Consider the following 22,549-nt stretch of genomic DNA (forward strand, 5'->3'; position numbering starts at 1 on the left):
GGCACGGCGCTTTGTGTCGCTTTTGCTGGGCAAGCCTGCCCCGGCACTGTATGTTTCGCACGGCTTTTCGCCGCTGTTCGTCGACGCCCGGACAACAATACCTCGTTTTATGGGATATTGTTTCCAAAGCACCGGACAGAAGGGGGACAGCCCGCCTTGCAAGGCGCGTCGCAGGCCATCAGGACGTCAGGGGGATGTCAGACATGCCGGACACGGCGATAGAATTCGGGCCGTCCCTGCAGGGGCTGAGCAGGTCAGACTGGATCACCGAGGTTGCGGGCCTTGTGGAGCCCTATGGCTATCTGGCGCGTCTCGGAAAACGCCACCTTGCGACCTTTGTCGAGGACAGCAGCACACTGCTGGTCACCTTCGAGACGCTGCAGGGCATTGCGGCGCTCTCCGAACATGCCCGTCCGCTGGGCTGGAAAATGGTGCGCGAGCACCGCTGGTCCCACATGGCGCTGATCAGTGACAGCGACACCTGGTTCCGCGATCCGGCGGTCTACGCTTGGTTTGACCGGCTCGTGGACGAAGGCTTTTTTGACAAATTTGACCGGGTGCTCTTTTACGGCGCGGGTCCCTGTGGCTATGCCGCCGCGGCCTTTTCGGTCAGTGCCCCGGGCGCGCGCGTGCTTGCCATCCAGCCACAGGCAACCCTTGATCCGGACATCGCGGGATGGGACACGCGCTTTGCCCATATGCGCCGGACGGATTTCCGCCAGCGCTATGGCTATGCCCCGGATATGCTGGAAGCCGCCCGCGAGGCCTTTGTGCTCTGTGACCCCGGGGTAACAGAGGACGCCATGCATGCCGCCCTCTTCCGGAGCCCCAATGTCACGCATCTGCGGCTGCCCAATATGGGCGCAAGCCTGCAGACCGACCTGCTGCAGATGCACGTGCTCCCGGACCTCATCGAGGCTGCGGGCAAGGGCCTGCTGACACCGGCCCTGTTTGCACGGCTGATGCGCGCGCGGCGCGAACACATCCCCTATCTGCGCCGCCTGCTCGCGCGGCTCGACCGCGACGAGCGTACGGAGCTTGCAAAAACACTGTGCCAAAGCGTCAGCGCGCGCATGAACGCCCCCCGTTTTGCCGCCCGTCTTCAGCAGCTCACCGCAGCCGACGCCGACTGATACTGGCGCTGCCGCCGCACCTGTGCTAGCGCAGCTTTATGACCACAACGCTCACCATCCGCCGCCCCGACGACTGGCACCTGCACCTGCGCGACGGCGCAATGCTGCAGGCCGTTCTGCCCGAAACTGCCCGCCATTTCGGACGCGCCATCATCATGCCGAACCTCGTGCCACCGGTGGTCACCTCGGCTCAGGCCGCGGCCTACCGTGACCGTATTCTGGCAGCCCTTCCCGAAGGTGCCGCATTCACCCCGCTGATGACGCTGTACCTGACCGAAGACACCGACCCGGCCGATGTCGCTGCCGCCCACGCCTCCGGCCTCGTCAAAGCCGTCAAACTCTATCCCGCAGGGGCGACAACAAACTCGGCAAGCGGTGTCGCTGATTTCAATAACGTACGGGCAACGCTGGAGAAAATGGCGGATATCGGTCTGCCGCTCTGCGTACACGGCGAAGTCACCGACAGCGACGTGGATATCTTTGACCGCGAGGCTGTTTTTATCGACCGGGTGCTGGATCCGATCCGCCGCGCGACGCCGGAGCTGCGCGTGGTGATGGAGCACATCACAACCGCCGATGCGGTCGGCTACGCCCGCTCACAGGGCGACACTCTGGGGGCTACGATCACGACGCACCACCTGGTGATCAACCGCAACCACATCCTCGCCGGCGGGATCAAACCGCACTACTACTGCCTGCCCGTGGCCAAACGCGAACAGCACCGACTGGCCCTGCGCAACGCGGCAACCTCCGGCGAAACACGGTTCTTCCTGGGCACCGATTCCGCGCCCCACACGGACGCCAACAAACTGCTGCCCTGCGGATGCGCGGGCTGCTTCACAGCCACCAACACCATGTCCATCCTGGCGCAGGTGTTCGAGGAAGACGGCGCACTGGACAGGCTCGAAGGCTTCACCTCGCTGAACGGCCCGGCCTTCTACGGGCTGCCGGTCAACGACGGCCACATCACGCTCGAAAAGTCGGCCCCCGAATATCCCGCACAGATCGACACCGGAGACGGCCCTGTCACGGTCTTCGATCCGGGCTTCCCGCTCACATGGCGCGTCGCCTGATTTCTTCTGGCCTCAAATATCCCCGCCGGAGGCATCCGACCTCCGCCAACCTGCAAGGACCCCGCCGATGATCCCCACCAGCTACCCGGACGCCTCCGAGATTGCCCGCCTGACCGCGCGGATGCTGCTGGAAATCCGCGCCGTGCACTTCAACACGGACGAGCCCTTCACCCTGGCCTCCGGATTGCCCAGCCCCACCTATATCGACTGCCGCAAACTCATCAGCCATCCCCGCATCCGCAGCACGCTGATGGACTTTCTGACGGTAACGGTGATGCGCAACGCAGGGTTCGAGGCCTTTGACAACATCGCCGGCGGGGAGACCGCAGGCATCCCCTTTGCGGCCCTGGTGGCTGAACGGATGGCGCTGCCGATGACCTATGTGCGCAAAAAGCCCAAAGGCTACGGGCGCAATGCGCGGATCGAAGGCGATATGACCGAAGGCCAGCGCGTGCTGCTGGTTGAGGATCTGACCACCGACGGCGGCTCCAAACTGTCCTTTGTGGATGCGATTCGGGAAACCGGCGCCACCTGCGGCCACACAGCGGTGATTTTCTACTACGACATCTTCCCCGAAACCGAAAAGACCCTTGGGGATCACGGGGTTGAGCTGCACAGCCTGTGCACATGGTGGGATGTTCTGGCCGAAGCGCGCACCCAGAAGGCTTTTTCAGAGGCCACGCTGACAGAAGTCGAAGCCTTCCTGAACGCCCCCCGTGCCTGGCAGGACGCCAGAAAAAACTCCTGAGCTGCACCCACGATCTGGAGTGCTGCGTGCAATCTGCCACAATATGATGTATGCTGTGGACTACGACGGCTTTTCCACAGGTTATACATTCTTATCCCGATTGCACTGGCGCGCGCGGGTCGGATAGAACCTGAGGCCTGGGACAGGGTGAGGCACAGATGAACGAAGTTTCGGCAATCAATCCGACAGGTGTGGACGTACAGTCCCCCGAAACAATGCCGCATTCGATCGAGGCCGAACAGCAGCTGCTGGGCGCGATCCTGACCAACAACGACATCTACGACCGTGTGGCCTCGGTGATCGGGGCCAAACACTTCTACGATCCCGTACACGCGCGCATTTTCGACATCGCCGCCGCCCGGATCGCCAAAAACAACCTCGCCTCGCCGGTGACCCTCAAGGCTTTCATGGAAGACGACGAGGGCCTGAAAGAGCTGGGCGGTCCGGCCTATCTGGCGCGTCTGGCCGGTGCAGCAGTCTCCGCCTTTGCCGTGCGGGATTATGCCCAGATGATCTATGATCTGGCAGTGCGCCGTGATCTGATCGGTCTGGGGCGCGAAATCTCCGAAAAGGCCGCGCGTATCGACGTCGCCTCCGAGCCGCGTGAACAGATCGTGGCCGCAGAACAGGCGCTCTATTCGCTGGCCGAACAGGGCCAGGTTGAAAGCGGATTTCAGAGCTTTCTCAGCGCGGTAACGGACGCTGTTAATGTAGCAAACGCCGCCTACCAGCGCGAAGGCGGCCTTGCCGGTGTCTCTACCGGACTGATCGACATGGACAAAAAACTGGGCGGCCTGCACCGCTCGGACCTGCTGATCCTGGCCGGTCGTCCGTCGATGGGCAAAACCTCACTGGCCACCAATATCGCGTTCAACGTTGCCAAAGCCTACCGCAAAGGCGTGGGCCCGGATGGCGTAGAGGGCGCCGTCGAAGGCGGCGTTGTAGGCTTTTATTCTCTTGAGATGAGCGCCGAGCAGCTCGCCGCGCGGATTCTGTCAGAAGCATCAGAAGTGCCATCCGAACAGATCCGTCGCGGCGATATGACCGAAGAGGAATTCCGCCGGTTCGTAGAAGCCGCCAAAGCGCTGGAGGCCTGCCCGCTCTTTATTGACGACACGCCCGCCCTGCCCATCTCGCAGCTTGCGGCCCGGGCGCGGCGCCTGAAACGGACCCACGGGCTTGATGTGCTGATTGTGGACTATCTGCAGCTGGTGCGCGGCACCGGGCGCTCAGAGAACCGCGTGAACGAGATCTCCGAGATCACAATGGGTCTCAAGGCCATCGCCAAAGAGCTCGACATTCCGGTCATCGCCCTGTCTCAGCTGTCCCGTCAGGTGGAAAACCGCGAAGACAAACGGCCTCAGCTGAGCGATCTGCGCGAATCCGGCTCCATTGAGCAGGACGCCGACGTCGTGATGTTCGTGTTCCGCGAGGAATACTATGTGGAGCGCGAAAAACCCTCCGATGACAATCTGGAGGAAATGGCCAAGTGGCAGGAGCGCATGGAGCGCCTGCATGGCCGCGCCGAGGTGGTGATCGGCAAGCAGCGTCACGGTCCTATCGGCACGGTTGACCTGAGCTTTGAAGGGCGGTTCACACGCTTCGGCAATCTCATTCAGCCATGGCAGCAAGGCGGCGATCAGGAGTTCTGAGGCCCCGCGCCGCCTTCAGACCACCCGCCAGCGCGTCGCTGTATTGGCCTGCCAGCCCGCCTCGTGCAGCAGCGGCGTATCGCTCGGGCGCTGCGGATAGCCCAGACACAGATAGCCGGTCAGCGACCAGGTGCCCGGCACCTCCAGAATATCAGCGACAGTTCCCGGATCGAGGATCGACACCCAGCCCACGCCAATGTTTTCGGCCCGCGCAGCCAGCCACAGGGTGTGGATGGCCATGACGGTCGAATATGACAGCGTCTCGGGCATCGTCTGCCGCCCCAGCCCGCGTCCCTCGGACACTGTGGTATCCGTGAACACCGCCAGATGCACCGGCGCCTCCCGCAATCCGGCAAGTTTCAGCGCCAGATAATCCGCACGCGCCTGCCCGCCGTAGTTCTCCGCCGCCTCTGCATTGCAGGCCTCAAAGCTCTCAATCACCGATGCGCGCATTGCGGGGCTGTCCACCTGCAGCACCCGCCAGGGGCGCGCATTACCGACCGAGGGCGCACAGTCCATACGCTGCCGCAGCCGCGCCAGCACCTCAGTATCCAGCGGGTCACGCCGGAAATGACGCACGTCGCGGCGCCATTTCAGCACCTCGTCCAGTATGTCCCTGTGATCCTGCGTCAGCTTCATAGCTTCCTTTTACACGTCTGCGCGGCGGCGAACAGACCCGCGATGCACAGCACCATACCGCTGCTGATACGCGGATGTGACTGGACATGCGCAGTGGATTGCGGCGCAATGGCCTCATGCGCCGGATGATGTTTCTGTTGGTTCTGCTCGTTTTGTCAGCCCCGTTTGTGCGGGCAGCGGATGTGGAGGTGGACCTCGAACTGGTGCTTGCCGTGGATGTGTCCCGCTCAATGTCCATCGAGGAACTGGCGATCCAGCGCCGCGGTTATGCCGAAGCGCTGACCAGCCCCCAGGTCGTGGCCGCAATCACCGGCGGCATGCTGGGCCGCGTCGCGGTGACCTATGTGGAATGGGCGGGCGAATACAGCCAGCGGGTACTGGTGCCCTGGCGGCTGCTGTCCGATAAGGCCGACGCCGCTGCGATGGCCGACGAAATCCGCTCGGCCACCACCCCTGGCCTGCGGCGCACCTCGATCTCCGGTCTGATGCTCTTTGCGGCTGACAGCTTTGAAGATAACGGCTTTAACGGGCTGCGCCGGGTGATCGACATCTCAGGCGACGGCCCCAACAACCAGGGGCGACCGGTCCTGCGGGCGCGCGACGCGGTCCTGGCGCGCGGCATTACGATCAACGGCCTGCCCCTGATGACCTCCGATGCGCTGAGTTCGCTCTGGGGACTGCCGGACCTTGATCTGTACTACACCGACTGCGTGATCGGCGGACCCGGGGCTTTTGTGATCCCCGTGAACGGCTGGTCACAGTTTGCCGATGCAGTACGGCGCAAGATGGTGCTCGAGATTGCCGCCGGGCCGGTGGCGCTGCAGCCCCTGCCGGTTTCCGGACGTCCGGCCTATGATTGTCTGATCGGCGAAAAAATGTGGGAAGAAAACCGCCCCTTCCTGATCATTCCCTGAAAACGCGGGCCACTTTTGGCAGGCCGCGCGTCCCGGGACTTGACCTCGCCGGTCATCCTGTCATGAACGCCTCATGAGCACGGCAACACTCTCCATTGACCTTGGCGCCCTGACCGGCAACTGGCGCGATCTGGATGCCCGCACGGACTGCGAAACCGCAGCCGTGGTCAAAGCCGACGGCTATGGTCTGGACGCCGGCCGCGTGGCAACTGCGCTGGCCGGTGCGGGCGCGCGCCGCTTCTTTGTGGCCGTGGCGGAGGAAGGTGCGGCCCTGCGCCAGACCCTGGGCGAAGGCCCCTCGATCAGCGTCTTTTCCGGCCATATGGCGGGCGACACGGACCTGATTGCAGGCGCGCAGCTCACACCGATGCTGAACTCCGTTGATCAGATGCTGCGCCATGTGGAAAGCCTGCCGGGCCATCCGTTCGGGCTGCAGCTCGACACCGGCATGAACCGTCTCGGGCTCGAAGCCAACGAATGGGACGCGGTGCGCGAGATCGCTCTGGGTCAGAACCCCACCCTGATCATGTCGCATCTCGCCTGCGCGGATGAACCGGACCACGACATGAACGCGCGTCAGCTCCAGCGCTTCCGCGACATGACCGACGGTCTGGACGTGCCCCGCTCGCTGGCAGCAACCGGCGGCATTCTGCTGGGGCCGGAGTATCATTTCGACCTGACCCGCCCCGGCGTGGGTCTTTATGGCGGTCTGCCCTTTGTCGATGCGCGCCCGGTGGTGACACTGGATGTGCCTGTTATCCAGGTGCGCGATGTCTCGCCCGGCGAGACCGTGGGCTACGGCAATGCCTGGATGGCCGGCCAGCCCTCGCGGATTGCCACCATCTCGGCAGGCTACGCCGATGGCCTTATCCGCGCGATGGGTCCCAAAGCGCGCCTGCACGCGGGCGAAACGGCCGTCCCTGTCGCGGGGCGTGTGTCCATGGATCTGATCTGCGTGGACGTCACCGGCCTGCCGGAAGACCCCGAAACGCTGCAGCTGATCGGCCCGCATCAGTCGGTCGACACCGTCGCCGGCTTTGCCGAGACAATCGGCTACGAAATACTGACATCACTGGGGGCGCGCTACAGCCGCGTGTACCACCCATGAAGCCCCTCGCCCTCCTTGGCCGCACCGTCCTCGGCATGCTGGCTGCGATCGGACGCATAGCGCTCTTTGCCGCCGATGCGGTGAGCCACCTTGTCCGCCCGCCCTTTTATGGCCGGGAATTCATGGCTGCCCTGCTCAACATCGGCTGGCTGTCGCTGCCGGTTGTGGGCCTGACGGCTGTGTTTACAGGTGGCGCGCTGGCGCTGCAGATCTACGCCGGCGGCTCGCGGTTCAATGCCGAAGCCGTTGTGCCCCAGATCGTGGCGGTCGGCATGGTGCGCGAACTGGGCCCCGTGCTTGTGGGCCTGATGATCGCCGCACGCGTGACCTCCTCCATCGCGGCCGAGATAGCCACGATGAAAGTGACCGAACAGATCGACGCCCTCGTCACACTGTCCACCCATCCGATGAAATACCTGACCGTGCCCCGCGTTCTGGCCGCCACCCTGGTGGTGCCGCTGCTGGTGGGTGTGGGGGATATCATCGGCATTTTCGGCGGATATGCCGTCGCAACCGGCACGCTGGGCTTTAACCCCGCCGCCTATATCCGCAACACCATCAACTTTCTCGAACCGCTCGATGTGATCTCGTCCCTGACCAAAGGGGCGGTCTTCGGGTTCGCCGCCGCCACCATGGGCTGTTTTCACGGCATGAACTCGGGCCGCGGTGCCATGGGTGTGGGCCGGGCCACGAAATCCGCCGTTGAAGGCGCCGCCGTGCTCATTCTGGCCGCTAACTTCGTGCTGACGGGGGTCTTCTTCACGCTATGACCGACAGCATGATCAGAATGGAGAACATCCACAAATCCTTTGGCAGCAACCATGTGCTGCGCGGGCTGAACCTTGATATCGCCAAGGGGTCTTCGATGGTGATCATCGGTGGCTCCGGCACCGGCAAATCCATCGCGCTCAAATGCGTGCTGGGTCTGGTGCAGCAGGACAGCGGCACCATCACCGTGGACGGGCGCGACGCCTCCAGCGGGGACCGCGACGCCTTTCTGGCACGCTTCGGCATGCTGTTTCAGGGGGCCGCCCTCTTTGACAGCCTGCCGGTCTGGCAGAACGTCGCCTTCCGCCTGCTGCGCGGGTCCCTCAAACGCCCCAAAGAAGAAGCCCGCCAGATCGCCATCGACAAACTGCGCCGCGTGGGCCTCAAGGCGGATGTCGCCGACCGCTTCCCTGCCGAACTTTCCGGCGGCATGCAGAAACGTGTGGGCCTGGCGCGCGCCATCGCCGCCGAACCCGAGATCATTTTCTTTGACGAACCCACCACCGGCCTCGACCCGATCATGTCCGGTGTGATCAACGATCTCATCCGCGAGATCGTGGTCGAAATGGGTGCCACAGCAATGACGATCACACACGACATGACCTCTGTGCGCGCCATTGCAGATAATATCGCCATGCTGCACGACGGCGTCATCCAGTGGACCGGCCCGGTGGCCGACATGGACCAGTCCGGCAACGCCTATCTGGACCAGTTCATCCAGGGCCGTGCCGAAGGCCCCATCGAGGCCGTCCGCTGACAGCCCCACCGGACCGGAAAGACCGTCGCGCAGCAATATCGTTGACTTTCGCCCCGTGACTGCCTTATCGCTGACGCCATGATGAACCCGTTCTTCGCATCGCAGAGCTATTATCCGCAGCTTCCATAGCTGCGGGGTTTTCATCAATTGTGTTCCGCTGCCCCTGACAGCGGTCTCAATCCAATCGACCTTGTGCCGGGTGGCAAATCTGAAGGTCGAAAAATGAACAACAACCGCAGAAATCAAACCATGTCGCTCGGCATCGTCGGGTTCGGGGCATTCGGGCAACTTGCCGCCCACCATCTGCACCCGCACTTTGACATCACAGCCTGCGATCCCTCCCCGGACGCGGCGGCGGCGGCGCAACACCTCGGGGTGCGCCTGTCGTCACTGCATGCCGTATCGCAATCGGATGTGGTCCTTATTGCATCGCCCGTGTCCTCATTTGAGCAGGTTGTGAGCGGGATCGCAGCCTCCTGCAGACCCGGCGCGCTGATTGTCGACGTGGGCTCGGTAAAGGTCGTTCCCGCAGACATCATGCGGCGGCGGCTCCCCGATGACGTGGACATCGTGGCAACGCACCCCCTCTTCGGCCCCCAGAGTGCGGCGTCAGGGATCGGGGGGCTGAAAATTGCGGTCTGCCCCATTCGCGGGAAACGCCACGCGCGGTTGGCTGCGTTTTTACGCAAAGCCCTCGGGCTGACAGTCATCATAACGACGCCCGAGGACCACGACCGCGAGGCGGCGGTTGTCCAGGGGCTCACGCACCTGATTGCCAGAGTGCTCCTGGGCATGGGCCCGCTGCCGACGCGGATGACAACGAAAAGCTTTGATCTGCTGGCTGAGGCGATTTCCATGGTGCAGCACGATGCGCCGGAAGTTTTTGACGCAATTGAGAACACCAATCCCTACGCCAGGACCGTGCGGCGACAGTTTTTTGACCTGGCTGCAGGTCTGAGCATCGAACTGGATAAACGTCCCGGGCGCCCTGAAACAGCCGGACAGATCCGCGACGGTGCCGCATGAAAGGCTCGTCGGACCCGCCCAACAGCCCCGCGGCGATGCCAGCCGTGCGGCCCGGTGGCAATGTCCGCTTCGAGCCCAACCTGACCGATGCTACGGCATGAACAGACGGCGGCCTGGCGCACCTCGCAGACTATTCGGGCAACTGGTGCAATGCGGATACTTCCTTTTCAATCAGAGAAATCATTGAGGCGATGCGGGCAAATTTGCTTCTGCCACGCCGGAAGGTCAGCCAAAGATCATGATGATGTTTGATGGGTAAATTCAGTATGGAGACCTCACCGCGCCTTGCAAATGCATCGACCCCCGATCTGGGCAGTATTGCATACCCTATGCCTTCCGCGACCGGAGTGAGGATCTGCCCTATCTGGTTGACGGACGTTCGCGTTCTCAGGTGATCCGAGTCCTGATATTCCTTTGCGAAATTCCTCCCGAGAAGCTCATCTGCATATTCATATCCGTCCGGATGGGCGACAAATCCCAGTTTGTTCAGATCGGCCAGCTCAACTGGCCGGGGTGTCATGGACTTCGGAACCACCAGGCAGAGCTCCTCGCGCATGATCATCCTGGCTTCAAGTTTCGGCTGTTGGGGCCGGGTCGCCAGGATACCCAGGTCCAACTCTCCGTGAACCAGACCACGTGTCACATCGCCCTGCGGGGCGGCCTTCAGGTGAATCGCAAGATCAGGGGCCGTTCGCAAACGCTCCAGAAGATGTGGATAGAGCCACATCGCAAAACTGCCTGAGCAGCCGATCCTGACCTCGCCCACGCCCGGATCATCCCGCTGCATCAGTTCCCTGAGTTCACGTTCCTGCCGGCGACGCGCCAGCCCCACTTTGAAAAGAGCTTCTCCGGCAGGGGTTGGCGTGAATGATTTTCCGTCCTGCACGATCAGGGGCTTGCCGACTTGCGCCTCCAGCTTTCGCAGATGCTGCGAAACACCGGGTTGGGTCATCCCCAGCACGTCAGCCGACCTTGTGAAATGGCCAGTCTCACAGAGCGTCGTGAAAGTGTTCAGCCAGGTTGCGTTCAGCACGATAATAATAATCCATAATCAAAAACATATATAATGATAATTTTAAAAGATGTCACCGCTGATCTATCTTTCGGACAACGCAAACGAAAGGAAAAGCAATGACGCCGACACCACGCACTTTCTCTCACATTGGCCTCTCTGTACCGGATCTGGACAAGGCCGTTGCATTCTATCGGGACGTTCTGGGTTTCTACGTGATCATGGAACCGACGGAAATCACTGAAGACAACAGCGACATTGGCCGGATGTGCAGTGATGTCTTTGGTGAAGGCTGGGGTAAAATCCGCATCGCGCATCTCGCGACGGCTGATCGCATCGGGTTTGAACTGTTCGAATTTGACGGCCATCACGCACCGGAAAACAACCTGGATTTCCGGCAGCATGGAACATTCCATTTCGCCATTCAGGATCCAAACCTCGAAGATCTTTTGGCCAGGATCGTTGCCGCGGGCGGCAAACAGCGCATGCCCGTCAGAGAATATTTCCCCAATGAAAAACCTTACCGCATGGTCTATGTCGAGGACCCGTTCGGGATCGTTTTCGAGCTGTACAGCCACAGCTATGAGCTGACCTATTCGGGAGGGGCCTACACCTAGGCCAGCCCACCCGAACCTGCAAACCGGACCTTCAACACAGAGACTGAAAGGTTCGGTTTGCCCCGCAAACCCAACTTTAACCGCCTCTCAACCTTTGCACAGCGCACGCTCTGTTACGGCGCCCGAACCCGCGCAACACCGCCGTGCGCACCGACGTTATACCGACGCAACACCGACGTTTTACCGACATCGAATTTGCCCTGTTTTGCTGGAAAAGGGGCCAAAGTCTCTCCCCGGGGCCCCACCGCACCCGCACCGTTGCGCGGGCGGTGGATTAACCTTCCGGGCCTGCGCGCAGGGTCAGTAGGAGAACTCCGCATAGATACGGCTCAGATCGCCCTGCCAGTCGCCATGGTACTGGTCCAGCAACTCATCCGCGGGCACCTTGCCGCTCTCGATGCTCTCGTGCAGCGCATTCAGGAAGTGGGTCTCATCCGGCACCATACCACCCGCCCCGGGGCGCGCCCGTGCGGCGAGGCCCGCCTGGCTGATCGCCACCGCTTCGCGCGCGATATCGTGCAGCCGGATGCCGTGTACCTCGGCCTGCAGACCATCCACAGATGCCGCCACCCGCATCAGGTCGCGCGTGCCCATATCCCAGTCTTTGACCAGGTCCCAGGCTGCGTCCAGCGCCGTCTGGTCATAGGTCAGCCCGACCCAGAACGCCGGCAGCGCACAGAGCCGCCGCCAGGGGCCGCCATCCGCGCCGCGCATCTCAATAAACTTCTTCATCCGCGCTTCGGGAAAGGCTGTGGTCAGGTGATCTGCCCAGTCTGACAGGGTCGGGATTTCCCCCGGCAATGCGGGCAGTTTTCCGTCCAGGAAATCGCGGAAGGACATGCCGAGCGCATCGACATATTTACCGTCGCGGTAGACAAAATACATAGGCACATCAAGGGCGTAGTCCACCCAGCGCTCAAAGCCGAACCCCTCCTCAAAGACAAAGGGCAGCATGCCGGTGCGGGAGGCATCAAGGTTGCGCCAGGCCACGCTGCGCCAGGATTTGTGGCCGTTGGGTTTGCCCTCAAAGAATGGCGAGTTGGCAAAGAGCGCCGTGGCCACAGGTTGCAGCGCCAGGGCCACGCGCATCTTTTTGACCATGTCCGCCTCGGAGCCAAAATCGAGGTTCACCTGAACCGTGCAGGTCCGGCGCATCATGACCCGGCCCATGGTGCCGACGCGGGTCATGTAATCATTCATCAGTTTGTAGCGCCCCTTGGGCATCAGATCCATGTCCTCATGGGTCCAGTGGGGTGCAGCACCCAGCCCGATAAAGCCAGCGCCGATCCGGTCGGCCACATCCTGCACTTCGCGCAGGTGGGTGTTCACCTCGTCACAGGTCTCATGGATGGTTTCCAGCGGCGCCCCGCTCAGTTCCAGCTGCCCGCCAGGCTCCAGGCTGATGTTGGCGCCGTCCTTTTCCAGCCCGATCAGGTGCCCGCCCTCACTGACCGGCGACCAGCCGTGGCTGTCGCGCAGCCCTTCCAGCATCACACGGATGGAGCGCTCACCGTCATAGGGGAGCGGCTTCAGCGTGTCGCGGCAATACCCGAATTTCTCGTGCTCGGTCCCGATGCGCCAGTCTTCGCGTGGCTTGCAGCCATCTTCGAGATACTGCGCCAGCTGATCAAAAGAGGTGATAGGGCCACCGCCGGACTGGGGAATTGACATGAGGGAGTTTCCGTTTTGCTGAGCAGTTCTGGTCCGGAATGGATGGTCCCATTTCAGCAGGGTGTCAATGCACCGGGCCCTGTGCGGAAATCGCGACATCACGCTGCCAGATCACGATCTGTTCATCGGCGGGGTTCTCCAGCGCGCGCAGCATGACCGCCGTGCGCAGGCCGGGCAGCGCGGCAAAAGCGTCAAAAAGGGTATCGGCCCCTTCGGCATTCACCGGGATCATCAGCGCGGGCTGGCCAGGTTGTTCCAGCCGCCAGTGGGCCGGGTAAACTGTCCCGTCCAGCGTCAGCCGCCGCATTTCCCGCAGTGCGACTGTGTCGCCGGTCAGAGGCCCGAAGTAGGTCACCTGGCCTTCGTCCACATCGACCGAACCGACCCCGGCACCGGCGTTACGGAACCGGGCGCGCTGGATCCCGATCCAGATCAGTGCTGCGCCTGCAATAACAAGCGCCACAGCCGGCAGCACCAGCAGACGGCCCGGGCCGGCCAGCCACCACAGCCCCAGCAGGGCGGCGCCCGCCCCCACAAGCACTTCGCGCCAGCGCCACAATGCGTCACGCGCTTCGGGTCGGAAAAAGCCGGTCATAACCGATCCTCTCTGAGCGGATGCCAGGATGCATCATTGTCGCGCCAGTCGTAGGGCGCACGTACCGGCTCAAACGTCATATCGCCGAAATCGCGGATCAGCACCAGATCCACGTCCTGCCGGCGGAACAGCGCGCTGCCCTGTGTTTCGTATTGCTCACCGGCATCGCTTTGCGGAGCGGGCATGCGGTCATGGATGTCCTTCAGGCCTTCGGGTGCGGGGTCCGCCAGAATGCGCCGTGTTGCGGCCCGGTCCAGCGGAGCCCGCGCGCCGCTCATCAGCCGGATGCCGGAGCTGCACCCTTTTTCCGGCGCACCGGGACGTACGCGCGAAAGCCCCGCATCCCGCCCAATGATATCCGCACCACCCGTCGCAAAATAATGGCGGTTGTCGAGGAAAAAGCCGCCGCCGCCCCATGTATCCCCGCAGGGAAACAGCGACAGGGCCGTCCAGTAGGGCGGTTGTGACAGCGCCGAATACGCGCCCTCTGCAGGGCCTTTCCAGTGACCGTCCAACGCAAAATAGATAAAATTCGCCCCATCCGGCGACAGTGCGCAGCGACCCGGCCAGACTTTCTGTTTCAGCCACTGACCGTCCTCAAACCGGTCGGTGTCCCGGTGCCACAGGATCATGCGCCACTGCTTTGACGGCCCCTGCCGCAGGATCACAGCACGATCGTTTTCGGTGGCAAAGAACAGGTGCAGCCGCACAACCGGTGCCGGCCCGCTCACGTCCAGTCCCCCAGCGCCGTCTGCCACAGCGTCAGCGCCGCCACCGCCGCCGTATCCGCCCGCAGGATGCGCGGGCCCAGCGACACGGCATGGGTTGCCTCTGACCGGTGCAGACGGTCACGCTCCCCCGTTGAAAACCCGCCCTCGGGCCCGATCAGCACGGCCCAGGGACCCTCCAGCCCCGGCAAACTGTGCCCGGCCCCGGCAGCTGTCTCGTCACAGAACATGATCCGCCGCGTGTTCTCCCAGTGGTCCAGCACCCTGCCCAGCTTCTGCATCTCATCCACCGGCGGCACAAAGGTGGCACCACATTGTTCTGCCGCTTCAACTGCATGGGCCTGCAGGCGGTCCCGCTGGATCCTTCCTGAATTGGTGAATTCCGTCTGTACCGGCAGCAGTCGCGACACCCCCATTTCAACGGCCTTTTCCACGATGAAATCCGTGCGCGCCTTTTTGACAGGGGCAAAGAGCAGCCAGAGATCAGGCGGCATCTGCTGTGGTCTCAGCTGGTCCAGCGTGCGCAATGCGCCACCGCGTTTTCCGGCCTCCGTGACCTCCGCCAGCCACTCGCCATGTGCGCCGTCGAATACCAGCACGTGCGCGCCCACGCCCAGCCGCATCACGCCAAAGAGGTAATGCGCCTGCTCCCGCGACAAAGGAAGCGTTTGCGCAGGCCCCAAAGGGTGCTCTACATAAAGCCGGATTTTTGCTGATACGTCACGTTCCATGAAAGGGACCATATGCAAGAGCGCACGCCCACACCAGATGGCGCCGTCGCCGACGCGGTGAAAGATAACTGGGTGGACACCTGGGCACCTGCCGCCACCCGGCCCTACCTGCGGCTGAGCCGCGCGGACCGGCCCATCGGCACCTGGCTGCTGCTGCTGCCCTGCTGGTGGGGGCTGACGCTGTCCATGCTGCACAGCGGGCAGGTCTCTCTTTCTGATCTGTGGATCGCGGTCGGATGTGGCCTCGGGGCCTGGCTGATGCGCGGCGCGGGCTGTACCTGGAATGACATTACGGACCGCGATTTTGACGGCGCGGTTGAGCGCACCCGCTCACGCCCGATCCCCGCCGGTCAGGTTACCGTGCGTGGTGCTGTGATCTGGATGTGCGCGCAGGCGCTGGTGGCCTTTGGGATCCTGCTGACGTTTAACGCGGCCGCCATTGCGCTTGGCGTCCTCGCCCTGCTGCCGGTCGCGGTCTATCCATTCGCCAAACGCTTCACGTGGTGGCCACAGGTCTTTCTGGGCCTCGCGTTCAACTGGGGCGCGCTGCTGGCCTGGACGGCACACAGTGGCCAGCTTCAGGCCCCCGCCGTGGTGCTCTATCTGGCCGGCATCGCCTGGACGCTGTTCTACGACACGATCTATGCCCACCAGGACACCGAAGACGACGCACTGATCGGCATTAAATCTACCGCGCGCCTTTTTGGGGACCGCAGCGCGGCCTGGCTTCGTCGGTTTCTGATGGCAACCGTGGGCCTGATGGGGCTGGCGGTGATTTTCGCGGTTCAGCCGGCCGGAAACGTGCTTGCCCTTGTGATCGCACTGGCCGGCCCCTGGGCGATGGGCTGGCACATGACATGGCAGCTGCGTGGCTTTGATGCAGAGGATAACGCGAAGCTGCTCCGGCTTTTTCGCGTGAACCGGGATACCGGCATGATCCCGCTGGTCTTTTTTGTGGCAGCCCTGCTGGTATGATTGAAACCCGCGGCAGTGGGGCGTATCAAACAGGCAGAACCGGATCAGCCAGCTGGATTTATGCGCAACACCCGTCTTATTCTGATTTCCGCGGCCTTCGTGATCGCAGCTGCCCTGTCTCTTGTGGCGGCAAATTCCTCTGTGAAACTCGTCGAGGAAAGCTCCGAGATCGGTGTGCGCGAGGTGCTGGATCTGAACGGCCTCACCTGGGCCGAGGTCGAGGCGAACGGCCTGCAGGTCATGCTCGCAGGTACCGCGCCGAACGAAGCTCTGCGGTTCCGTGCCCTCAGCCTGACGGGCTCCGTGGTCGATGCCGCCCGGGTGATTGACGAGATGGACATAGCCGCCGTGGCCGCCATTGAACCGCCCCGGTTCTCTGCCGAAGTGCTGCGCAACACCGCCGGTCTGTCGGTGATCGGGCTGATTCCTGAAACCACGGACCGCGAGGCACTGGTCGAGGGCTTTTCCGCGATGAGCGACCTGCCCGTGACCGACCTGCTGGAGACGGCGGACTATCCCGCGCCCACCGGATGGGAAGATGCTCTGGCCTTTGCAGTCACCGCGATGGAAACCCTGCCCCGCGCAAAAGTGTCGGTGGATGCGGGCCGTGTCGAGATCACGGCCATCGCCGAAAGCGCGGAGGACAAGGCCGACAAGGAAGCAAGGCTCAGACGCGCAGCCCCCCCTGCCCTGAACGTCTCGCTCAACATCACAGCGCCCCGTCCCGTCATCACGCCCTTTGCGCTGCGGTTTGTGATGGATGACGCCGGTGCGCGTTTTGATACCTGCTCGGCAGACACAGAAGCCTCGCGCACACGCATCCTGAATGCCGCGTTCGAGGCCGGTCTTTCAGGCGCCGGCCGCTGCACAGTCGGCATGGGCGTGCCAAGCCCCAGGTGGTCAGAGGCCGTTACCACAGCCATCGGCGCGCTGGCCCGCATCGGCAGCGGCACGGTGACTTTTTCAAACGCGGATGTGACCCTCGCCGCGGCGGAAGGTACGGATTTCGACCTCTTCGAAGAGGTGGTGGGCGAACTTGAAAACGCACTGCCGGATGTATTTGCGCTCAACGCCGTTCTGCCGACCCCAAGCGATCCGGATACCGGCCCCAGCGAATTCGTGGCCACCCTCAGCCCCGAAGGACAGGTCCAGCTGCGCGGCCGCATCACAGACGACAAAATGCGTGAGGTGGCCGACAGCTTCGCCCGCGCGCGTTTTGGTTCTGAAAACGTCTACACCGCCGCCCGGATTGTGCCCGGACTGCCGGCCGACTGGCCTGCGCGTGTGCTGACCGGCATCGAAGCACTGGGTTTTCTCAACAACGGCGCGGTGATTGTGACGCCGGAAACCCTGCAGCTGTCGGGTGCTTCGGGGGATCCGGATGCCAGTGACACCATAGCCCGGCTGATGGTCAGCAAACTTGGCGAGGACGCCACCTTCGAGATCGATGTCAGCTATCTGGAAGAACTCGATCCCGTCGCCAGCCTGCCTGCGCCCGAGGAATGCGAATCCCGCATCCGTCTGATCGTGCGGGCAAACAAGATCATCTTCGAGCCCGGCTCGGCCACGATCGATGCCAGCGCCCTGCCCGTCATGGATGCCATCGCCGGCATCCTGCAGGAATGCGGCGATCTGCGGCTCGAGGTTCAGGGTCACACAGACAGCCAGGGCCGCGAGGAAATGAACCTCGCCCTCAGCCAGGCCCGTGCAGAATCAGTCCTGAACGAATTGCGCGCCCGTCGCGTCCTGACCGGTTCCTTCCTTGCCAAAGGCTATGGCGAGGCCAATCCGGTCGCCGATAATGGCACCGAAGAGGGCCGCGAAGCCAACCGCCGCATCGAATTCCGCCTGATTTCATCGGAACCCAGCGTCCCGCAGGGTGAATCAACACTGGAAAGCATTGCCGAAAACAGGGATACAGGGGCCGGGACAGGCACTGAGGAACAGGGCAATGAGCAGGAGTGAGTTTGTGGTGGCGACGGCCATCATTTTGTTTGTCGCCTTTTGTCTGGGGTGGTTCGCCAACTGGCTTGTACACCGCTTCTCCCGCGTGGCAGCAGATGACGTGGCCCAGCTGGACCGGATGAGCCAGGAACTGCACGAAGCAGAAGAGACAAGGGATCAGGCGATCACTTACCTTCAGCAGCGTGAAGCGGAACTGACCAATCAGCTGGCCCAAACCGAAGCCGAACTGCGTGCCGCCATGGATGGTCTGCGCGACGCCCGGCACGAAGCCGAAGAGATGCGCGCCCACCTCAAGTCGCAGCAGGCAGGCTGACCCCGCCCGCTGCAGGTACCGTCAGGCAACCGTCAGATGCGCGCAGGTCGCATCATGGCTGATTTTCTGCGACGTACTGCCCAGAACAGCCCCTGAAACAGCGCCCAGCCCCCGCCGTCCCGTCACAATAAGATCCGCACCACAGGCCCTGGCACAGGCCACAAGATCCTCTGCCGGATCCGCCTCTCCGATGTGCAGCTGCTCTGCACTGAGGGACTGACCGCTCATCTTCTCCTGCGCATCGCCCAGTACCTTCTGTGCAGCTTCCTTCACTTTCTCTGCCGAAGGCATCGTCGTCGCTGCGTGATATCCGGCAACTGCCCCCAGCGCAAAAGCCACCGTTTCAGCTTTGGGCGTATGCACCAGATGAATTTCTGATCCGTATTTTCCGGCCAGATCGCATGCCACATCCAGCGCGCGACCCGCCTGCTCGGAACCGTCAAGGCCAACAACTATTTTCGTAAACATCGTCAGATCTCCCTTCGATCAGTGTGGCCTCAGTTTACAGCCCCCCACCAACCGCCGGTATGATCCAGGTCAAATCAGCTTTTCCAGCGGTCCAGCGCCGCCTCATCGTCATCGCGAGCCGCGACCCAGGCGGTGCCATCCGCTGTGACTTCGCGTTTCCAGAAGGGGGCACGGGACTTCAGATAATCCATCAGGAACTCCGCCGCCTCAAAGGCGTCCCTGCGGTGCCGGGACGCAGTCGCCACCATCATAATGACGTCCCCGGGCGCCATCTTTCCGTAGCGGTGGATCACCAGCGCATCCCCCAGCGACCATCGCGTCATGGCCGTCTGTGCAATCTCCTGCAATGCGGCCTCGGTCATGCCCGGGTAATGCTCGATCTCCATGGTTTCGAGCTGGCTGCTCCCGGTGTCCCGCACGACACCCGAGAACGTGACAACAGCCCCCATATCCGTGCGCCCGGCAGAAAAGGCATTCAGCTCCGCCCCGGGATCAAACGCATCTTCCTGAACCGTTACCCGCATGCGCTCATCCCCCGGTCATCGGCGGAAAGAACGCAACCTCGCGGGCCCCTTCCAGTGAGGCATCAAAACCCGTGAGCTCCTGGTCAATGGCCACCCGCAAGGCAGAGGTATCCGCAAAAGCCGCCGCATATCTCTCTTCGCGCGCCCGCAGCTCCTCGACCAGATCGCTGACTGTTGCAGCCGATGTCTCAATGCGCTCGCGCGGAATCCCGATACGCTCCCGGACCCAGGCAAAATACAGAATATCCATCAGTCCTCATCCTTCAGATGCGGCATCGCCTTTTTCAGATAGTCGATGCCCGTCACAAACGTCAGCACCGCCGCAACCCACAGCAATACCAGACCAATAACACCGGCCCACTCCATCGCCGCATGCTTCCAGCGCAACCCCTGCAGATCCTCAACACGGCCCTCGAAAATGTCCGCCACCATCTGCTGATCCATCCCCCAGGCCGACATGCCCAGATAATGTTCAAAAACACCCTGCGAAAACAGCACGGCAATGGCCACCATCTGAAAGGTCGTCTTCCACTTGGCCAGTTTTGTCACCTTCAGCGTGCCCGCCGTATCCCCCAGAAACTCGCGCAGACCGGAGACAAAAACCTCACGGAACAGGATCACCGTGGCCGGCAGAACCAGCCAGGGCGACCAGCTGGAAAAGCCGATGATCACCATCAGGGCAATCACCACCATCGCCTTGTCCGCGATCGGATCCAGCATGGCCCCAAGCCGCGTCTCCTGTTTCCAGGCCCGCGCCAGATAGCCGTCAATCCAGTCCGTGACCGCCGCCAGCACAAACAGCACCAGCGCAAACCAGTCCGCGTAAGGCCGGGTGAAATACAGAAACATGACCGCAACCATCGGCGCGGCAATTAACCTGACAATCGTCAGTATATTCGGCAGGGTCAGCGTCATGGCCTGACCCTACAACGCCAGAATTACAGGGGAAAGCGGCAACCGACACCTGACTTCTTCTGGCGCAAAATATCCTCGCCGAAGGCCGTTCTGCCGCAGGCAGGACACACTGGCCACAGCCCTAACCGCGCTCGTGAAAGAAGTCATATATCTTCTCTGCCAGCGCTTCAGAAACCCCCTCCACTGCCTTCAGATCACTGAGGTTGGCCCGCGACACCGCCTTGGCCGAGCCGAAATGCGCCAGCAGCGCGCGTTTGCGCGCGGCCCCCACCCCCGGCACATCATCCAGCGGCGTGGCACCGACGGCTTTGGACCGTTTCGCCCGGTGCGTGCCAATGGCAAACCGGTGCGCCTCGTCGCGCATCCGCTGGATGAAATAGAGCACCGGATCATTGTGCCGCAGCGCAAAAGCCTGCCTGCCGGTGCGGTGGAATTCCTCTTTGCCCGCGTCCCGGTCCAGGCCTTTGGCCACACCCACCATCGGGATGTCCTCAACACCGTATTCCCGCATAATATCACGCACGGCACTGACCTGCCCCGCCCCGCCGTCAATCAGCAAAAGGTCCGGCCAGTGCCCCTCTTTGCGGTCAGGGTCCTCTTTTTTCAGACGCCGGAACCGCCGCGACAGAACCTCTTTCATCATCCCGAAGTCATCCCCCGGTGTGAGCTCCTCACCACGGATGTTGAACTTGCGGTACTGGTTTTTCATAAAACCCTCGGGCCCGGCCACGATCATTGCACCCACCGCGAACGCACCCTGAATGTGCGAGTTGTCGTAAACCTCGATCCGCTCGGGCGGCGCGGGCAGTTCAAACGCCTCGGCCAGCCCTTTCATCAGACGGGCCTGGGTCGCACTTTCCGCCATCTTCCGCGCGAGGGACTCGCGCGCATTCCGCAGCGCCCCGTCGATCAGTTCCGCCTTTTCGCCCCGTTTCGGCACCACCAGCTCTACCCGTCGCCCCAGCTTGCCGGTCAGCGCCTCGGCCATCAGGTCCGGGTTCTCGATCTGGTTCGACAGGATCACCTGACGCGGCGGCTCCCGCGTATCGTAAAACTGCCCCAGAAACGCTTCGAGCACTTCGGCGGCATCAACATCCGCCCCCACCCGCGGATAAAAATCCCGGTTTCCCCAATTCTGGTTGGCCCGGATGAAAAACACCTGAACACAGGCCTGGCCACTGTCCATGTGCAGCGCGACGATATCCGCCTCTGACACCCCCTGCGGGTTGATGCCCTGCGCGGTCTGCACCTGTGTGAGCGCCTTGATCCGGTCGCGCAGTGCGGCGGCGCGCTCGAATTCCATGTCCTCAGAGGCTGCCTGCATCTCGGAAGCGAGCCGGGCCTGAATATCGGTGGTCTTGCCCGACAGGAACTTCTCCGCATCCCGGACCGTCTGGCGATACTCTTCCGGACTGATGCGGCCCACACAGGGCGCAGAACAGCGTTTGATCTGGTACTGCAGACAGGGGCGCGTCCGGCCCTCAAACTCCGAGTTGGAACAGTTGCGCAGCAAAAACACCCGCTGCAACTGGTTCAGCGTACGGTTTACCGCGCCTGCCGAGGCGAAGGGCCCATAATAATTGCCCTTCTGCTTTTTTGCCCCGCGGTGTTTCTTGATCTGTGGATAGTCGTGATCGGCCGTAACGATGATATTCGGAAAACTTTTGTCATCGCGCAGCAGAACGTTGAACTTGGGTTTGAGCTGCTTGATCAGGTTCTGCTCAAGCAGCAGTGCTTCTGTCTCGGTCCGCGTCGTCAGAAACATCATCGACGCGGTCATCGAAATCATCCGCGCAATACGGCCCGAATGCCCGCCGGGGCGCGCATAATTCGACACCCGCGCACGCAGATTGCGCGCTTTGCCGACGTACAGCACACGGCTTTCCGCATCCAGCATCCGGTAGACGCCGGGCGACGTATCGAGCGTACGCATATACCCCTGGATGACTTCATGGCCTGTCGGCACATCCTGAGGCTGAGTGTCAGGCGAATCTGTCATGTAACTTTTGGATGATTCCTTCCCCGGCGCTGCACTTTACCGAAGCCCACCGCAAGAGAGAACCTTTCCACGGTTCCTGTGGACAACTCTGCAGATAACTTCCGGGCATACCGGAATTATCGTTAGTTTGTGGGCATTTCTTCGATTTGCACAAAAAATAGGCGCTATCTTAACCCATTGATAACGCTCAAAACTTTCCAGACCACCGGACAAGGTTT

24 protein-coding genes are annotated in these 22,549 nt (G+C 62.3%); 13 read left to right on the forward strand and 11 right to left on the reverse strand.

The features are described 5' to 3' along the window. Positions 1-194: 194 nt before the first annotated feature. The 4 genes from AB4K19_RS08765 to AB4K19_RS08780 all read left to right on the forward strand — a co-directional run bounded on the left by AB4K19_RS08765 (position 195) and on the right by AB4K19_RS08780 (position 4,606). Positions 195-1,133, forward strand: a complete 939-nt coding sequence (locus AB4K19_RS08765; protein ID WP_375228022.1) for a phosphoadenosine phosphosulfate reductase — start codon at positions 195-197, stop codon at positions 1,131-1,133. 38 nt (positions 1,134-1,171) lie between these two features. Further along, entirely contained in the window at positions 1,172-2,206 is a 1,035-nt protein-coding gene (gene pyrC, locus AB4K19_RS08770) for a dihydroorotase (protein WP_436399463.1), read from the forward strand. 67 nt (positions 2,207-2,273) lie between these two features. After that, positions 2,274-2,954, forward strand: a complete 681-nt coding sequence (locus AB4K19_RS08775; protein ID WP_436399464.1) for an orotate phosphoribosyltransferase — start codon at positions 2,274-2,276, stop codon at positions 2,952-2,954. A gap of 158 nt (positions 2,955-3,112) precedes the next feature. After that, positions 3,113-4,606, forward strand: coding sequence for a replicative DNA helicase (locus AB4K19_RS08780; protein ID WP_436399465.1), 1,494 nt, complete (start codon positions 3,113-3,115; stop codon positions 4,604-4,606). A gap of 15 nt (positions 4,607-4,621) precedes the next feature. Here the strand turns inward: AB4K19_RS08780 and bluB are convergent, their stop codons facing one another. After that, on the reverse strand, positions 4,622-5,245 hold the full coding sequence (bluB, locus tag AB4K19_RS08785; protein ID WP_375228024.1) for a 5,6-dimethylbenzimidazole synthase: 624 nt from the start codon (positions 5,243-5,245) through the stop codon (positions 4,622-4,624). 86 nt (positions 5,246-5,331) lie between these two features. Between bluB and AB4K19_RS08790 the strand changes: the two genes are divergently transcribed. From AB4K19_RS08790 to AB4K19_RS08810, 5 genes are all read left to right on the forward strand, one after another. Beyond that, a complete protein-coding gene (locus tag AB4K19_RS08790; protein ID WP_375228025.1) occupies positions 5,332-6,159 on the forward strand; it encodes a DUF1194 domain-containing protein in 828 nt (275 codons plus the stop codon). Positions 6,160-6,232: 73 nt separating this feature from the next. Continuing rightward, positions 6,233-7,267 carry an alanine racemase gene (alr, locus tag AB4K19_RS08795; RefSeq protein ID WP_375228026.1) on the forward strand — a complete coding sequence of 345 codons (1,035 nt, stop codon included), beginning with the start codon at positions 6,233-6,235 and terminating at the stop codon, positions 7,265-7,267. After that, positions 7,264-8,037: an MlaE family ABC transporter permease gene (locus AB4K19_RS08800; RefSeq protein WP_375228027.1), complete on the forward strand. Its 774-nt coding sequence runs from the start codon at positions 7,264-7,266 to the stop codon at positions 8,035-8,037. Before alr ends, AB4K19_RS08800 begins: the two co-directional genes overlap by 4 nt. An 8-nt stretch (positions 8,038-8,045) precedes the next feature. After that, complete coding sequence (locus tag AB4K19_RS08805; RefSeq protein ID WP_375230869.1) at positions 8,046-8,792, forward strand: ABC transporter ATP-binding protein; 747 nt, start codon at positions 8,046-8,048, stop codon at positions 8,790-8,792. 249 nt (positions 8,793-9,041) lie between these two features. Continuing rightward, entirely contained in the window at positions 9,042-9,818 is a 777-nt protein-coding gene (locus AB4K19_RS08810; RefSeq protein ID WP_436399466.1) for a prephenate dehydrogenase/arogenate dehydrogenase family protein, read from the forward strand. Between the two features lie 130 nt (positions 9,819-9,948). Here AB4K19_RS08810 and AB4K19_RS08815 read toward each other — a convergent pair whose 3' ends face one another. Beyond that, positions 9,949-10,851 (reverse strand): LysR family transcriptional regulator, encoded by a 903-nt coding sequence (locus AB4K19_RS08815; RefSeq protein WP_375228029.1) that lies wholly within the window; start codon positions 10,849-10,851, stop codon positions 9,949-9,951. 98 nt (positions 10,852-10,949) lie between these two features. Here AB4K19_RS08815 and AB4K19_RS08820 point away from each other — a divergent pair, with 98 nt between their 5' ends. Continuing rightward, positions 10,950-11,447, forward strand: a complete 498-nt coding sequence (locus AB4K19_RS08820; RefSeq protein WP_375228030.1) for a lactoylglutathione lyase family protein — start codon at positions 10,950-10,952, stop codon at positions 11,445-11,447. 300 nt (positions 11,448-11,747) lie between these two features. Here the strand turns inward: AB4K19_RS08820 and AB4K19_RS08825 are convergent, their stop codons facing one another. From AB4K19_RS08825 to AB4K19_RS08840, 4 genes are all read right to left on the reverse strand, one after another. Beyond that, a complete protein-coding gene (locus AB4K19_RS08825) occupies positions 11,748-13,118 on the reverse strand; it encodes a glutamate--cysteine ligase (protein WP_375228031.1) in 1,371 nt (456 codons plus the stop codon). Between the two features lie 64 nt (positions 13,119-13,182). Then, on the reverse strand, positions 13,183-13,713 hold the full coding sequence (locus AB4K19_RS08830; protein WP_375228032.1) for a hypothetical protein: 531 nt from the start codon (positions 13,711-13,713) through the stop codon (positions 13,183-13,185). After that, positions 13,710-14,444, reverse strand: a complete 735-nt coding sequence (locus AB4K19_RS08835) for a hypothetical protein (protein WP_375228033.1) — start codon at positions 14,442-14,444, stop codon at positions 13,710-13,712. The genes AB4K19_RS08830 and AB4K19_RS08835 overlap by 4 nt, the downstream gene beginning before the upstream one ends. Then, positions 14,441-15,172 carry a 16S rRNA (uracil(1498)-N(3))-methyltransferase gene (locus tag AB4K19_RS08840; protein WP_436399467.1) on the reverse strand — a complete coding sequence of 244 codons (732 nt, stop codon included), beginning with the start codon at positions 15,170-15,172 and terminating at the stop codon, positions 14,441-14,443. Before AB4K19_RS08840 ends, AB4K19_RS08835 begins: the two co-directional genes overlap by 4 nt. A 12-nt stretch (positions 15,173-15,184) precedes the next feature. Here AB4K19_RS08840 and ubiA point away from each other — a divergent pair, with 12 nt between their 5' ends. Genes ubiA through AB4K19_RS08855 form a run of 3 tightly spaced genes read left to right on the forward strand, consistent with a single transcriptional unit; the run spans position 15,185 to position 18,425 of the window. Further along, positions 15,185-16,147: a 4-hydroxybenzoate octaprenyltransferase gene (gene ubiA, locus AB4K19_RS08845; protein ID WP_375228035.1), complete on the forward strand. Its 963-nt coding sequence runs from the start codon at positions 15,185-15,187 to the stop codon at positions 16,145-16,147. Positions 16,148-16,207: 60 nt separating this feature from the next. Further along, positions 16,208-18,112, forward strand: a complete 1,905-nt coding sequence (locus AB4K19_RS08850) for an OmpA family protein (RefSeq protein WP_436399468.1) — start codon at positions 16,208-16,210, stop codon at positions 18,110-18,112. Further along, complete coding sequence (locus tag AB4K19_RS08855) at positions 18,099-18,425, forward strand: hypothetical protein (RefSeq protein WP_436399469.1); 327 nt, start codon at positions 18,099-18,101, stop codon at positions 18,423-18,425. Before AB4K19_RS08850 ends, AB4K19_RS08855 begins: the two co-directional genes overlap by 14 nt. A 21-nt stretch (positions 18,426-18,446) precedes the next feature. Here AB4K19_RS08855 and AB4K19_RS08860 read toward each other — a convergent pair whose 3' ends face one another. From AB4K19_RS08860 to uvrC, 5 genes are all read right to left on the reverse strand, one after another. Continuing rightward, on the reverse strand, positions 18,447-18,893 hold the full coding sequence (locus tag AB4K19_RS08860; protein WP_375228037.1) for a universal stress protein: 447 nt from the start codon (positions 18,891-18,893) through the stop codon (positions 18,447-18,449). Positions 18,894-18,967: 74 nt separating this feature from the next. Next, complete coding sequence (locus AB4K19_RS08865; protein WP_375228038.1) at positions 18,968-19,417, reverse strand: molybdenum cofactor biosynthesis protein MoaE; 450 nt, start codon at positions 19,415-19,417, stop codon at positions 18,968-18,970. Positions 19,418-19,421: 4 nt separating this feature from the next. Continuing rightward, positions 19,422-19,667, reverse strand: a complete 246-nt coding sequence (gene moaD, locus AB4K19_RS08870; protein ID WP_375228039.1) for a molybdopterin converting factor subunit 1 — start codon at positions 19,665-19,667, stop codon at positions 19,422-19,424. Then, entirely contained in the window at positions 19,667-20,332 is a 666-nt protein-coding gene (gene pgsA, locus AB4K19_RS08875; protein WP_375228040.1) for a CDP-diacylglycerol--glycerol-3-phosphate 3-phosphatidyltransferase, read from the reverse strand. The genes moaD and pgsA overlap by 1 nt, the downstream gene beginning before the upstream one ends. Positions 20,333-20,453: 121 nt before the next feature. Continuing rightward, positions 20,454-22,331 carry an excinuclease ABC subunit UvrC gene (uvrC, locus tag AB4K19_RS08880; protein ID WP_436399470.1) on the reverse strand — a complete coding sequence of 626 codons (1,878 nt, stop codon included), beginning with the start codon at positions 22,329-22,331 and terminating at the stop codon, positions 20,454-20,456. Between the last annotated feature and the right edge of the window lie 218 nt (positions 22,332-22,549).

This window comes from Roseobacter phycocola, assembly GCF_042055075.2.
GTDB lineage: Bacteria > Pseudomonadota > Alphaproteobacteria > Rhodobacterales > Rhodobacteraceae > Roseobacter.